Annotated in this window: 13 protein-coding genes; 5 read left to right on the top strand and 8 right to left on the bottom strand. The window is 57.9% G+C overall.

Features of this window, described 5'->3' with window-relative positions; translation table 11 throughout:
- Window positions 1-13: 13 nt before the first annotated feature.
- From BUB69_RS09560 to BUB69_RS09570, 3 genes are all read right to left on the bottom strand, one after another.
- Complete coding sequence (locus tag BUB69_RS09560) at window positions 14-2068, bottom strand: TonB-dependent siderophore receptor (RefSeq protein WP_245825273.1); 2055 nt, start codon at window positions 2066-2068, stop codon at window positions 14-16.
- A 161-nt stretch (window positions 2069-2229) separates the two neighbouring features.
- A complete protein-coding gene (locus tag BUB69_RS09565; protein WP_073165200.1) occupies window positions 2230-2670 on the bottom strand; it encodes a GNAT family acetyltransferase in 441 nt (146 codons plus the stop codon).
- Window positions 2671-2846: 176 nt separating this feature from the next.
- Entirely contained in the window at window positions 2847-3791 is a 945-nt protein-coding gene (locus BUB69_RS09570; RefSeq protein ID WP_073165203.1) for an alpha/beta hydrolase, read from the bottom strand.
- Between the two features lie 372 nt (window positions 3792-4163).
- Between BUB69_RS09570 and BUB69_RS09575 the strand changes: the two genes are divergently transcribed.
- The 5 genes from BUB69_RS09575 to BUB69_RS09595 all read left to right on the top strand — a co-directional run bounded on the left by BUB69_RS09575 (window position 4164) and on the right by BUB69_RS09595 (window position 8774).
- Window positions 4164-4646: a GNAT family N-acetyltransferase gene (locus BUB69_RS09575; RefSeq protein ID WP_024688360.1), complete on the top strand. Its 483-nt coding sequence runs from the start codon at window positions 4164-4166 to the stop codon at window positions 4644-4646.
- 455 nt (window positions 4647-5101) lie between these two features.
- Window positions 5102-5368, top strand: a complete 267-nt coding sequence (locus tag BUB69_RS09580) for a DUF1652 domain-containing protein (RefSeq protein WP_073165207.1) — start codon at window positions 5102-5104, stop codon at window positions 5366-5368.
- A gap of 711 nt (window positions 5369-6079) precedes the next feature.
- The gene (locus tag BUB69_RS09585) at window positions 6080-7477 is read left to right on the top strand and encodes an NAD(P)/FAD-dependent oxidoreductase (protein WP_073165210.1); all 1398 of its coding nucleotides are present in this window, start codon (window positions 6080-6082) and stop codon (window positions 7475-7477) included.
- Window positions 7478-7540: 63 nt separating this feature from the next.
- Window positions 7541-8479, top strand: a complete 939-nt coding sequence (locus tag BUB69_RS09590; protein ID WP_073165689.1) for a ketopantoate reductase family protein — start codon at window positions 7541-7543, stop codon at window positions 8477-8479.
- A gap of 52 nt (window positions 8480-8531) precedes the next feature.
- Complete coding sequence (locus tag BUB69_RS09595) at window positions 8532-8774, top strand: DUF465 domain-containing protein (RefSeq protein WP_073165214.1); 243 nt, start codon at window positions 8532-8534, stop codon at window positions 8772-8774.
- Window positions 8775-8858: 84 nt separating this feature from the next.
- Here the strand turns inward: BUB69_RS09595 and BUB69_RS09600 are convergent, their stop codons facing one another.
- The 5 genes from BUB69_RS09600 to BUB69_RS09620 form a co-directional block, all read right to left on the bottom strand.
- Window positions 8859-9692, bottom strand: coding sequence for a DUF3618 domain-containing protein (locus BUB69_RS09600; protein ID WP_073165217.1), 834 nt, complete (start codon window positions 9690-9692; stop codon window positions 8859-8861).
- A complete protein-coding gene (locus BUB69_RS09605) occupies window positions 9689-10126 on the bottom strand; it encodes a phage holin family protein (protein ID WP_073165220.1) in 438 nt (145 codons plus the stop codon). Before BUB69_RS09605 ends, BUB69_RS09600 begins: the two co-directional genes overlap by 4 nt.
- Complete coding sequence (locus BUB69_RS09610; protein ID WP_141121838.1) at window positions 10126-10827, bottom strand: hypothetical protein; 702 nt, start codon at window positions 10825-10827, stop codon at window positions 10126-10128. The genes BUB69_RS09605 and BUB69_RS09610 overlap by 1 nt, the downstream gene beginning before the upstream one ends.
- A 279-nt stretch (window positions 10828-11106) precedes the next feature.
- Complete coding sequence (gene csrA, locus BUB69_RS09615; RefSeq protein ID WP_002554157.1) at window positions 11107-11295, bottom strand: carbon storage regulator CsrA; 189 nt, start codon at window positions 11293-11295, stop codon at window positions 11107-11109.
- A gap of 541 nt (window positions 11296-11836) precedes the next feature.
- A complete protein-coding gene (locus tag BUB69_RS09620; RefSeq protein ID WP_024688355.1) occupies window positions 11837-13189 on the bottom strand; it encodes a GntP family permease in 1353 nt (450 codons plus the stop codon).
- Window positions 13190-13229 lie beyond the last annotated feature (40 nt).

Raw genomic sequence — 13229 nt, forward strand, 5'->3', positions numbered from 1 at the left:
AGCCATGCACGCATCAGAACGTGACGCTGGCGCTCAGGCGAGCGGTGCGCGGCTCTCCGACATTGACTTGCAACTGGCTGCCGGTGCTGGACGGGTAATACTGCTTGTCAAACAGGTTGTCCACGTTCAGTTGCAGGCGAGTCTTGTACCCGGCCATCGGCACATCCCATCGCAGGAATGCATCGGCCACGGTGTAGCTGCTCATGTAAAACGAGTTGGCGTCGTCACCGGCGCGTTCACCCACGTAACGTGCGCCACCACCGGCATGCCAGTCGCCCAGACCTGATGGCACTTGCAGGTGGTGGGAGAGGTAAAGGCTGGCGGTGTGCTTGGGCGCCTGACTCAGGCGATTGCCTTCGTTGCTTGGATCGTCCAGCACTTCAGTGTGGGTATAGGCGTAGGTGCCGATCATGTCCCAGCGTTCGGCGATGCGCCCGGTGACGTCCAGCTCGACGCCTCTCGAGCCAACCTTGCCAGCCGCCTCGCTTACACCTGTCACGCCAGTGGGGGTGACAACGTTTTTCTTCTCGATGTCAAAGACCGCCATGTTGAAGTCCAGGCCTGGCGCGAGGGCGTATTTGGCGCCGACTTCGTAACTGCGGCCTTCCTCTGGATCAAAGGTAGTGCCATCGTCGTTCACGTCCTGGTTAGGCACGAACGAACGGCTGTAATTGCCATACAGGGAAAGGTCTTCGTTGACCTTGAACACCAGCCCGGCCATGGGCAGGAATACATCATCGTTCGTGTCCAGGTTCTTGACCCGGTTAGCACCCAGGCCTTGTGCGATGTATTGGTCGTAATGCTGGTAGCGACCGCCGAGCACCAGAATCCAGCGATCGTTCAGGTGCCAGTTGTCCTTCACATAGAGCGAGGACGAGGTCAACTGGTTGCTCAGGTTGCTGGTGGTCGGACTGACCACGCTGGGCTCGGCCAGGCTGCCATACACCGGGTTGAAGATGTTGAAGCCGTTCTGCGCGGTATTGCGGTAGGTCTTGCCGCGAAACTTGTCGGAGTCTTCCTGCTCGGCACCGATCAACAGGTCGTGCTCCTGTCCCAGGAATTGCTGCTTGCCGATGAAGTCCCAGCTGGCGTAACGCGTTTCATAGTCGTAATGCCCGCCATTGGCCTGGCGACGCAACACCCCGGTGCTCGACAGGGTGCTGGGCTGTGCGATGGACAGGCTGTAGCGGTCGTTATTCCAGCCGTAGGTCAGACGGGTTTTCCAGTCATCACTGAGCTGATACTCGAAGCGCGCTGTGGCCGTTTCGCTGATGCCGACGGTGTTCGCCCATTTCTCGTCCAGGCGTTTGTTATAGCTGATGTCGCTCGGGTGGCCGCCCGTGAACACGGTGCCACGGTCGAACGGGCTGACGTAATCGTTGTACTCGTAAGCCAGTGTCAGACTTGCACGTTCACCCGTCCAGGACAGGGAGGGCGCTATGAGGGTGTGTTGATCGACGCCGTAGTTACGCCAGTAATCCTCACTCTTGCGCTCGGCGACCAGGCGGTAGGCCAGGCCGCTGTCGCCCAGCGGACCGGTGGTGTCCACGCCAAAGCTGCCGCCGCCTTGACTGAACGCCGAGCCACTGAGCGTCGTGCTTTGCACATATTGAGGCTGCTTGCTGATCACGTTGATCACGCCGCCCGGTTCCATTGCACCGTACAGCAGCGAGGCTGGCCCCTTGAGCACCTCGACCCGGTCGGTGGTGGCGCTGAAGTTCTTCGAGACGACGGAGCGCACACCGTCACGCAGGATCGAGCCATCGTCGTTGGTACCGAAGCCGCGCTTGACCAGCGAGTCCTTGGTGTTGCCCAGTGTGTTGCCCTGGCTGACTCCGCTGACAAACTTCATGGCATCGTCCAGCGAGCGCACGTTGTAATCGGCGATGGTCTGCGGGGTCACGACGTTGACGGACTGCGCCTCTTCCTTGAGCGGCACATCGCTCTTGCTGGCAGTGCTGGCGCTTTTGGCGCTGTAGCCGTCTTCGACTGTCGAAGCTGCGGCAGACACCTCGGTTGCAGGCAGGGTGGCGATCTGTGCTGCGTGAACTGCACCGTCGGGGAGCACGGCCAGCGACAGTGCAGACAACAGAAAGGGGCCGGAGTAGCGAAGGCGTTGGGAGGCGTTCAAGGAAGGTGCTCTATCGGGACGTTAATAGCAATAATTGTAGTTTGATACTAATTCTCATGTAAACGAATGAATTATCTGACACCTTTCTCGCCGGATTCTTACGTATTAGGGGTGGACATGAATGCGATCCGCTTGCCCATGCTGATCAGGGGCTCCTGGAAATATCCGAGTGATTCGTAAAAGGCCTGCACGCCTTCGTTGCTGGTGCGGATCTGCAGATTGATCTTGATGCAGCCTCGGTCAACCAGTGCCTGCTCGGCATGCAGGACCAGCAGGGTGCCCAGGCCCTGGCCGCGGTATTGTGGATCCACTGCCACCGAGTAGAGCCAGCCGCGATGGCCGTCGTAACCCGCCAGCACGGTCCCCGCAACATGGCCATCGGCGATGGCCACGAAGAACAACTGATCGGCCACGGCCAGTTTCATGTCGATCGACAGGTCAGGCCGGTTGTGGGGTGCGCTGTCGTTGAATACGGTCTTCCAGAGTGCAACGACAGCCGAGCGATGGTGTTGGTCTGAATAGTGGATAACGGCGTTCATGGGGCAACCTTCGATAGAGTGCGCCAACGCTAATACGTGAGGGTGCCGTTGTCTATTCATCGGCGGCGTCGGGTTGCGCACCGCCCTGGTGGACGTGATGGCAGACCGGGTTAAGGGATAACGCTCACGAGGCACGACAGTATCGAAGGACATGCCCGAAGCAGACTGAAGCAGCATCAGCCGGCCTGATTGCGCTTTACGTCCTTGCGGTTCACCTGCGGCAGCGTTGATGGGGTCTTGAGCAGTGCCTGTATCGCCTGGCTGTAGGCCTGTCGTCCCAGGCGCATGCTGTTGTTATGCGTGCCACCGGGCACCAGCAGCAGATTCTTGGGCTCTCTGGCGGCCTCGAACAGTTCCTTGCTGAAGCGCGCCGGGACATAACGATCGTCAGTGCCGTGTACGATCAATACGGGCATATGAATGTCAGCGATCTTGTCCACCGAATCGAATTTCTGCGACAACAACCAGCGCACCGGCAGCGACGTATTGGCAATTGCGGTCGCCACATCCCCCAGACTGGTGAAGGTGGACTCGATGATCAGTCCGCGTGCGGCTGGGGCTGTGTTGTCTTTTTCAGCGTCGCGGCCCAGTTCCGCTGCCAGGTCGACGGCGACAGCGCCGCCCAGCGAATGGCCATAAATCAACCTCTTTTGAGGATCCGGTTGCAGTTGCTCAAAGCGCTCCCAGGCGATGCGTGCATCTTCGTAAACGGTCTTTTCAGAGGGCAACTGGCCCATGCTTTGACCGAAGCCGCGGTAGTCGATGGCCAGTATCGAGAAGCCCAGCGCCCGGAGTTGCTCGATACGGAACAACTGGCCGGTCAGGTTCCAGCGCGAACCGTGCAGGTAGAGGACGGCAGGGGCATCCTTGCGCGAGGCAGGCCACCACCAGGCATGGATGTTCTGCGATGTGCCGAAGCTGGGGGCCTTGAGTTCAAACTCCTGGACATCGGACGGCAAGCCGCTGTACCAACTGGCGGTGCCTGGCTCGATGCGAAACACCAGCTCACGCTCTTTGTGTTCAAGCACTGCGCAGCCCACCGGTAAACCGATAATGACCGCGGCCATGCACAACCACCTGAGAGGGCGGGCCTTGAGACGCTCCAGAGAGAAAGAGGGCATGAGGGAGGTGTTCCGGTAAACAAAGTGAAATAAAGCCGTTTCCTCGCGGACGTTGCAAGTGTGCTGGAGAAAATGTCGGTAACAGGATATTGCGCACAGCGCGCATTTCCGAGGCAAGTGAAACAGCCGCCTCGCAGGGGAGCGGTCTGGAGCATGAACACCGCAATCAGGATGATGATCGGGACAGGGCGTCAGGCGTCTGAGAGAGCGATCTTTAGTCCCGTTTGTTATTGAATTAGCCCTTTTTGATAGCCTCGGATTATGCTGTGCCCCCTTGGGTGCTGTATTTCTGTCGGTGAACAGCGCCCAGTCCGCGATTTTACGACTAGCCTGCGTTGCAGGTTATTCAATTTCTTCAAGAGGTTACCGCCTATGTTTCTACATCGCCCCCTGGAAGAAAAAGACATCCCCATCGTCTGCGAGCTGCCTCAGAATGCGGACGAGCTGTTCTACATGTTCCCGCGCGCAACCTGGCCGCTGACACCCTCGCAACTCCGTGACGCGCTGGATACACGCTACGACTCGACCGTTATCGAAATGAGCGGAGAAGTGGTGGGTTACGCGAATTTCGCCCGCTGTGACTTTCGCGGTCGCTGCGCGCTGGGGAACGTGATCATCGCGCCCAAGGCCCGTTCGAAAGGGGTCGGGCGCTACATGATCAGTTGCATGATGGACATCGCTTTTGACAAGCATGAAGGCACCGAACTCATCGCCTCCTGCTACAACCATAACGTGCCGGGCCTGTTGTTCTATCCCCGCATGGGCTTTCGCCCTTATGCCATCGAAGAACGACGCGACAAGCAGGGAGCACGGGTGGCTGTCATCCATTTTCGTCTGCCCCGATCCCACGAGTAAGGCGAGGCGTGCGACCACAGGCTGCAATGGCCGTGGTCGCGAACATCTGTTTTTATCTCCCGGAAAGGAAAATAAAGACGGGATGACAACGTCCGAAAACTGAGCGTCCTTTTCAAGTTTCATGACCGTTCGTCATCCGGAGAGTGGCCGAAAATCCACGTTCTACGGATTTATTGATACTGATCATGTTGTTCGCCGCTTGAATCTATAAAGTGAATCGTTTCTTCTGGCTAAAGTTACAAATAAATACAATTAGACCTGCGCATTCAGGCCCGCTGCGTGTATTGCTTATCTGCCGGGCTTGAGCGTATAAAGGGCCTCTGGGAGCAAGTTAGTGGCGACAATTAATTGGCAGGCAAGGGTTGGCTGGTTTCAGTTGATTAGCGGTAACGCGCCACGAAAAAGTTAGTGGCCTGCCTGTTCATGGCAGCGCTTACACACTATGGAGATAACAAATGATCGCCTGTGGACTGTCTACGCTAGAACTTCGAAGCCTCGTTGAGGGTTCTTTTCTGCCACTGCATTGTACGTGCAGCGTTGCGCCTGACTATTCGATGACCGTCAAGGTCGACGACCCTGCATCGGGTCGAGTCGAGTTATTGGTTGCCGGTATCTCGTTGCACCGTTTGAAGACCAGTCGTGACATCTCTGATCTGGTAGCGGAACTGCGCAATGAGTTGCAACACACCGGTGCGACTCAAGTGTATTACCGGACGGCCTGAAACCGTTTTCAACCCGGTCTCCTGTTCGGTCCCTCCCGGCCGCCGGCCAGCTGCTGGCTGAGGCGACGCAATTATTCACCGCATTCAGAGCGTTTTCGCGAGAGACGCTCTGTTTCGTGTCGTTCGCGTTTTGTCGCGTGTCTATCGGCATTACGTGTGTCGTCAATTTGTCGGCGCTGTGTTTTTGTAAGTTTTAATGCGCGCGATGGAAAAATAAAAAAAGCCGTTTGCGGGCTGTTCTCCGCTGCCACATTCCCTGCGTGAGTCCATAAGGGACTGCAGAACGATTAAAATCAGTGACTTGCATCGCCCGGTGATACAGTTCACTTCGCCGGGGTGTTATTTGACACCCTGCGGTTTCTTTGCAACTATCCCATTGGCCTGTCCGCTTTATCTGCTTTGATAAACTTTTGGTTCGGAGGTCTTTTGATTAAAAAGAACCTCAGGGTCTGGCGGTAGCATGGCGTTGTTTTTCTGACAGTGACTTCACATTGAGGTGTCTGTCTGTCTCAGTGCGGGTAACCGCTCATTTCTATTGATAAAACTCACGGGGCTTTTAAATAGCTTCGATGACGCTGCGCGTGCGGTGTTTGTTTTATTGCCTTGTATTTAAATCGTGCATGGACGCTGGTTCGCAGTACTGGCCAGGCAATCGATCATCCAGAACTTCTGGAGTGCACCAACGTATTGATACGACGATGGAGCATCAACATGTTTGAAGATCCTTTGGAAACAGTCTGCGGATGCGTGGTGGGCGGCGCAGGGCTGGCGGGTATGGGCTTTTTGTTCAACGCACTGAAGAGCGGTGCGCTGGCCGACCTTGCCGCGAGCGGCATGATCGTCATTGATGCCAGCGATAAACCCGGTACGGGCGTACTGGGGCAGTACCGGATCACTGCGAATTCGGTGGGCGACGTTTTTATCGACTGTCTGCGCGACCCGGCCTTGCGCGAGATCTTCGAGCCTCTGGAGTATTCATCCGCTTATTGGCGTATCCGCGGCCAGGCTCAAGGGGCTCCGCAATTATCGGACGTGGGCCATTTGATGGCTGAAGCATCAACGCTGGTGCTGGAGCACATCATTCGGCACTACGGGGTCAGGGTCTGGCACAGCACGACCATCACCGAGGTGGTCAGTGAAGATGACGAGTTTTATCTGAGTGTAGAGACCGAGGGCTGCGCCAGGCGTGTTCGTTGTCAGACACTGGTCATGAACCTGGGCGGTCGACAGGACCCGCAGCACTTGATCGACAGTCTGGCCCTGCAAGGACTCGCACTGTCGAACACAATGAATATCCAGAGTGCCGACCGCCTGTTGCGCATGAACGCCGTGCAATTGCGCGAAGCGTTTGCGCTGGCGTTGGCCAGTGAGGGACGGATTACCGTAGTCGGGGGCTCGCACAGCGCTTTTTCCACACTGGAAAACCTCGCTGATGCCCTGGAGTTCGCAGGGCTCCGTGAGCTGACCCTGATTCATCGCAGCCCCATCAGACTGTTTTATGAAAGCCCCGAGCATGCCCGTGAAGCAGACTACGCATTCAACGCTCAGTTGGACGTATGCCCGGTTTCGGGCCGTATCAACCGCTCTGGAGGCTTGCGTTACCGTGCGCTGGACATTGGTCGCGAGGCGCTCAAGAGCGGGCGTATCGGCAAGACCGGGGTGCATGTGCGGATGCTGCAGACACAGGACGGCCCGCCGGCAGACTTCGAACAGGCCGGGCGTGCGCTCGCCGACGCCTGTGTGGTCGTGCAGTGCTCGGGCTATCAGCCTCGGTTACCGGCCTTGCGTTACGGTGACGGGAGTCCTGTGACGTTGCGTGAAACCAAGGGCGGTCTGGACTCGGACGCCTCGGGATGCCCGATTGATCAGAATGGGCGGCGTCTTAAAGGGCTTTACCTGTTTGGCCTTGGTGCAGGGCTTGGCGCGGATCCGCAACTGGGCAGCGAGCCTTCGTTCGATGGGCGGATCTACGGTGTCTGGCAATTTCATCACGATGCCAGCACTGCGGTGATTCAAGCTGTGCTTGCGCGATTGCATCACAAGGCCTCTGCCGTCGATACTTCATGCCTGACCGGTTTCATGCAACTGGAAACGCGGTTCCAGGCCTGACGGCGGATGCTGCGTATGCCTGGCGCTGCAGGACGGATCACAGCACAACGGGAGATCCAGGCCATGCGTATCTTGATCGTGGGTGCAGGTGCTATCGGTGGCTATTTTGGCGGTCGTCTGCTTGAGGCAGGGCGTCAGGTAACCTTTCTGGTCCGGCCGGGCAGGGCGCAAGAGCTTGATCGAGACGGGCTGGTGGTGCGCAGTCCGCTGGGTAATTTCCACTACCCCTCTCCACCTTACGTGCTGGCCAATGCATTGAGCGAGCCATACGACCTGATCGTGCTCAGTTGCAAGGCTTTCGATCTGGAGGCGTCCATGGACGCTTTCGCATCGGCGGTCGGGCCCGACACATTGATTCTGTCGCTACTCAACGGCATGGCGCATCTGGAGCGCCTGAGCGAGCGTTTCGGTGCCCAGGCCGTGCTGGGCGGGCAGTGCCTGATTTCGGTGGATCGCGACGCGAGCGGTGCCATCCTGCACCTCAACGAAACGCACCAGCTGTCGTTCGGCGAGCTGAGCGGTGCGCTGACACCGCGTATTCTGCGGGTTGCCGAATCCCTGGCAGATGCCGGTTTCGAAGCCAATCTGAGCCAGCACATTGTGCAAGGCATGTGGGACAAGTGGTGCTTTATCGCCACGCTGGCGGCCATTACTGCCAGTATGCGTGCACCCTTGTGCGATGTTCTCAGTGCGGGCGGCGAAGGTCTGATCATGAAAGTGCACGGTGAGTGCGCAAACATCGCGCTCGCGTCGGGCCACCCACTGGATGCCAGGGTCAGGCAGCGCCATCTGCAGATGCTGACTCAAACGGGCTCGACGCTCACGGCGTCCATGCTCAGAGACATCGAACGGGGTTCACGCACCGAGGTCGAACAGATTCTGGGCGATATGCTTGTCAGGCGTAATGCCCTCGGCGTGGTTTCCAGCGAACTGTCCGTGCTGGAGTTCTCCTGCGCCCATGTCAGGGCCTACGAGGCGCGTCGCGTTCGGGAGCACCCGTGAGACCCTTCACAGGTGCTCATTGCATTCAAGTAGTCAACTGGAGGTGCTACTCATGCCAGTCAAACACGATTTGTTCGCGGATTTGGAGTTGACCAGGGAAGAGATTTTCGAGCGCAGCAGCGCCGATGCCACGTTGAGTCTGTTACTCAAAGAGTACGACAGCGCCGATGACGAAGTGCTGAATGCCGAAAAGGGGACCGCAGGAGGTATTGGCGATGACGCGCTCAAAAAGCTCAAGGAAAAACGCCTCCTGGTGAAAGACCGGATTGTCCAGCGTCTTTCCAGACCACAGTAATCGCTGCGCGTACGACGGGCTGTTCCAGCCCCGGAAAACACATGACATACGGCCCCTCAATGGGGCCGTTTGTCGTTTCAGCCATCAGCCAAGACCAGGTGTGGCCGGCGGTTGAGGCGTAGCTGATGCCGCCACGCCACTGCCGTTCCGATCAAGGCCGTGGTAGCCGGTCGTCGAATGGTTGGCAGGTGTTGCGGCCTTACGTTGCGCGGGGCTCACGCCGCTCAGCTTTTCACGTGCCTGACGGACCCACCGTTTTTCGCCATCGGTCGCAGGTAAAGCCGCCCCCATCGCAGCGCCCACTGCAATACCCAGCACTGCCAGGGTCAGGGGCTGTTCGTTGAGCAGACGGGTGGCACTGGACTGCAGCCTGATGCGCTTTTGCTCGAAGGTACGGCCTGTCTCGTGCAATAAGCCGGAGGCTTGCGAGCGCTTTTCATCCATGCTGTCCGTGAAGTGCGTGGTTTTGTCCTTGACCTCGCTGACCCTGTCTTTCATAAGGGCAACGGTTTCCTGCACACGGGCCTTGGCACTGCTCAGGCTATCGCTGACCGCGCCCACAACGTTTTCGGCCCGCTCGCTGACACCCTCCAGCAGCGACGGTCCTGCGGACGAAGGGTCAGTCGGCGTGCGGTTACCCAGCATCAGCCAGACAATGCCGATGGTGGTCAGCACCGCAGGCACTGGATTGGCCTTGACGTTGTTGCCCAGATTGCCGAAGAACTCGCCGCCATTGTCCTTGGCATAAGTCAGTGCCTGGTCGACCAGCTGGCCGGGTGACATCTTCCTTTCCAGGGCATCGACAATATTGCCAATGCTGGAGCGTTGCTGATCGATTTCACGCTCCAGGGTTTCAGGGCTTTTTTGCGACGCGTGCTCGAAGTGCTCGGGTGTGTCGAAGCTGCTGTCTATGCTCATGAGACTTTCCTCTGAATGGCGTCCTTATCCTTTTGCAGGGTACTGGCTGTGCGTTCAGGGACCAGGTTGGCGGGTTCGAGTTTTTTGTTGCCGGCCTGAACCATGAAAAAGCCGAAGACCAGGGCGGCGATCCCCACGAGCAGCGCAGCCAGCCAGGACTCCATTACCTGGCTCAGCGCATAGACCGCTGCCATAAGCACCATGATCAAGCCGCCAAGCATCACAGCCGCGCCGAGAGCAACGGCGGTGATGCCTTGCCTGGTGGTCTGGACCGACGTTCTCAACTCCGCCTTGAACAACGCCATTTCCTTGCTGACCAGTGCGGGAATCTCATGGGCCAGTTGCCGGATCAGGCTCAGCACCGACACACTGCTCTCAGGTGTCGGGCTGTCAGGCGTGTGGGCCTGTTGTGTATCGGGTGTGGTGGTGCTCATCACACGTCTCCCTTAGGCGGACCTGATCTGGACGGTGTCGCGCTGGGGCCGTCGTCGTCTCTATCGTCGTTCAAAGGATTGGCAGGCGGGCTGTCAGCAAGGCCGGTGCCGGGCCGGTTGCTGTGCAGATCCTCGTCGTGAGGGTGAGTTGCGGCCATTTCCTCGGCTGACAGCGGGGATGGGCTGACGGGGTCGTAAGGTCCCGACGGTTCGATGTCCGACAGGTCGCTTTCGGTTTGAGCGCCCTGAGTGGAAGCACCGGACGAAGGCGCAGTGGCGTGGACCGGGCGGGAATCGTCGCTTGATGGCGCAGTCGCTTTCAACAGCCGCGACAATCCCATGCCCAATGCAACGCTGCCACTGATGAACAGCACCGGATTTTCCCTGGCAAGCTGGCCTGCGTCCTGCAAAAGCTGTTCGACATTCCTGTGTCGCAAATTTTCCGCCAATGTGGTCATGCTCTGCGCGAGATCTGTCACGTAGCCGGACAGGCCAAGCGTGTCGCTTCCCTCCATCTGCCTGGCCGCCGTTTTGGCATTCTCGGCAAGGTCCTCGATTTGCTGCGCAGCGTTTTCGCGATAGTGGTCAAATTGCGCACCGGCTTGTGCTTCGGGGCTTTCAGGCTGCCCATGACTGTCGTCCTGCGCCCCCTGCAAGTGATCCTGATTCGCCTGGCTGTTGGTATGGGCATTGCTGCTCATGGGAGTTTCGTGGGTGGTCACCATCGTCATTCACCGTTTTCTGTTACCAGATAAAGAGAATGCTCGGCTCACTGTCTGACTACGGGCTGGCATTGATTGACACGCTTGCCCACTGTCGACTGGTGGATTTTCAACGGTGTTCCGGGCGAGTGACCAATGGTCAATCAAGGCGTGGCGGGAAGCGTCGCGCATAAAAAACGGCGCCTCGAGGGGCGCCGTACAACTGATGATCCGCCAAGGGGGCAGATCATCATTGAATGAGGGGGTGTGGCGTGGTCGTTATTGTGGGTCCTGGTTAGGAGCCAGTTCAGCCTGAATGCGTTTGTAGATTTCTTCGCGATGCACGGAAACGTTTTTCGGTGCATTGATGCCCAGCCGGACTTGAAGCCCTTGAACGCCAAGAATCGTCACAGTGATCTCATCACCGATGTTTATGCTTTCGCCTACTTTGCGAGTGAGTATCAACATAATCTTTTCCTTGATGGCCTCTTGAAAATGCCTCTCTCAAGAGGCTGGCGTTTGCCTTTGCGTGGTGATTGTTGCCGAGTGCATCCAAATGCATCCGTCCTAAGACGTCGCGGTGGTGAAATTAATTCCCTCGGTTCATTTTCTTGTCATCCAGATTTGCATCCGCGATATGACGAGTGCGCCAATTCTGCCCGCTTTGACCTGAAAATGCCCGTATTTACTGGCGTGACTTAAAAAGTAACGTGACCAGGAGCACATTCGGGGCAGCGCTCGCCCTTCTGACGAAGCGTAAGCGGGCGTATCTCAGAATGTTTCTAAGCGTAGGCAGTGCTGCGAAACATTGCCTGAGCTTTCTGAAAATTCAATAGAAAGAGATGTAAATAGGTGTAGGAAACAGCATTTGGACAGCTTTGCAGATAAACGATGCTCGTCAGGAGCGTGCTGTGCAAACGGGAAGAGGGGGGAGAAGGAGGCGGTGCGCAACGGATTACAGCAGAACCTTCGCGGGCAGGGCGCCCGCAAAGGTCCAGTACCGGTGTAGTCAGATCGCCATCGACAGCAACATGATGAAGATCAGGCCTACGACCGAGAGGATGGTTTCCATCACGGTCCAGGTCTTGAAGGTTTCGGCCACGGTCATGTTGAAGTATTGCTTGACCAGCCAGAAGCCTGCGTCGTTGACGTGCGAAAGAATCAGCGAGCCTGCGCCGGTGGCCAGCACCAGCAACTCGCGATTCACGCCCGGAATCAGGCCGACCACAGGGGCCACGATGCCTGCACCGGTGATGGTTGCCACGGTTGCCGAACCCGTGGCCACGCGAATCACCGCAGCCACCAGCCAGGCCAGCATGATCGGATTGATCTGCGCCTGTACCGCCATGTGACCAATCACATCACCCACGCCACTGGCAACCAGCATCTGCTTGAAGCCGCCGCCAGCACCGACGATCAGCACAATGGCTGCCACCGGGGCCAGGCTCTGGTCCAGCAGTTTCATGATCTTGGAACGGTCGAAGCCACGCGCAGCACCGAAGGTGTAAAACGCCAGCAGCAAAGCAGCGAGCAGGGCGGTGATCGGGTGGCCGATCAGGTCCATCCAGATGCGGAACAGGTTGCCTTCCGGCAGCGCAACGTCAGCAAATGTCTTGAGCAGCATCAGGAAGACCGGCAGCAGAATCGTCACCAGCGTGATGCCGAAGCCGGGCAGGTTTTCGGTGCTCGATTCCTTGGCGATCTGGTCCATCAGTTCCTGCGACGGTGTGCCAGGAATGTACTTGGAAATCCATTTGCCGTAGATCGGCCCTGCAATGATTGCAGTCGGCAGGGCGATGATCAGGCCGTAGAAAATGGTCTTGCCAATGTCAGCGCCGAAGATGCCGATGGCCAGCAGCGGACCCGGGTGCGGCGGAACCAGACCGTGCACCGCCGAGAGACCTGCGAGCAGTGGAATACCGATCTTGACGATGGAGACGCCGGTGCGACGCGCCACGATGAACACCAGCGGGATCAGCAGCACGAAGCCTATTTCGAAGAACAGCGGGATGCCGACCAGGAACGCCGAGAACATCATGGCCCAATGCACTTTCTGCTTGCCGAAGGTGCGAATCAGGGTCTGCGCGATCTGATCCGCGCCGCCCGAATCGGCCATCAGCTTGCCGAGCATGGTACCCAGCCCGAGGATGATGCCGACAAAACCCAGTACGCCGCCGAAGCCGTCCTGGAAGGATTTCATGACTTTTTCCACCGGCATCCCGGAGGTCAGGCCGAGGAAGCCAGCCGCCAGTGTCAGCGCGACGAAAGGGTGAACCTTGAATTGGGTGATCAGCAGCACAAGGCCAACGATGGTCACCAACGCATCGACGAGCAGGAACGTCTCATGGGTCATACCGAACATGGGTGTCTCTCCGGTTATTATTTTAAGGTGCCGCCAACAG

Origin of the sequence: Pseudomonas asturiensis (assembly GCF_900143095.1) — a bacterium.
In the GTDB taxonomy this organism is placed as follows: domain Bacteria; phylum Pseudomonadota; class Gammaproteobacteria; order Pseudomonadales; family Pseudomonadaceae; genus Aquipseudomonas; species Aquipseudomonas asturiensis.

Bases quoted from the DNA above. Each gene is read 5' to 3' on its own strand.
- BUB69_RS09565 (WP_073165200.1), bottom strand. From the start codon at position 2,670: ATGAACGCCGTTATCCACTATTCAGACCAACACCATCGCTCGGCTGTC.
- BUB69_RS09570 (WP_073165203.1), bottom strand. From the start codon at position 3,791: ATGCCCTCTTTCTCTCTGGAGCGTCTCAAGGCCCGCCCTCTCAGGTGG.
- BUB69_RS09575 (WP_024688360.1), top strand. From the start codon at position 4,164: ATGTTTCTACATCGCCCCCTGGAAGAAAAAGACATCCCCATCGTCTGC.
- BUB69_RS09580 (WP_073165207.1), top strand. From the start codon at position 5,102: ATGATCGCCTGTGGACTGTCTACGCTAGAACTTCGAAGCCTCGTTGAG.
- BUB69_RS09585 (WP_073165210.1), top strand. From the start codon at position 6,080: ATGTTTGAAGATCCTTTGGAAACAGTCTGCGGATGCGTGGTGGGCGGC.
- BUB69_RS09590 (WP_073165689.1), top strand. From the start codon at position 7,541: ATGCGTATCTTGATCGTGGGTGCAGGTGCTATCGGTGGCTATTTTGGC.
- BUB69_RS09595 (WP_073165214.1), top strand. From the start codon at position 8,532: ATGCCAGTCAAACACGATTTGTTCGCGGATTTGGAGTTGACCAGGGAA.
- BUB69_RS09600 (WP_073165217.1), bottom strand. From the start codon at position 9,692: ATGAGCATAGACAGCAGCTTCGACACACCCGAGCACTTCGAGCACGCG.
- BUB69_RS09605 (WP_073165220.1), bottom strand. From the start codon at position 10,126: ATGAGCACCACCACACCCGATACACAACAGGCCCACACGCCTGACAGC.
- BUB69_RS09610 (WP_141121838.1), bottom strand. From the start codon at position 10,827: ATGAGCAGCAATGCCCATACCAACAGCCAGGCGAATCAGGATCACTTG.
- csrA (WP_002554157.1), bottom strand. From the start codon at position 11,295: ATGTTGATACTCACTCGCAAAGTAGGCGAAAGCATAAACATCGGTGAT.
- BUB69_RS09620 (WP_024688355.1), bottom strand. From the start codon at position 13,189: ATGTTCGGTATGACCCATGAGACGTTCCTGCTCGTCGATGCGTTGGTG.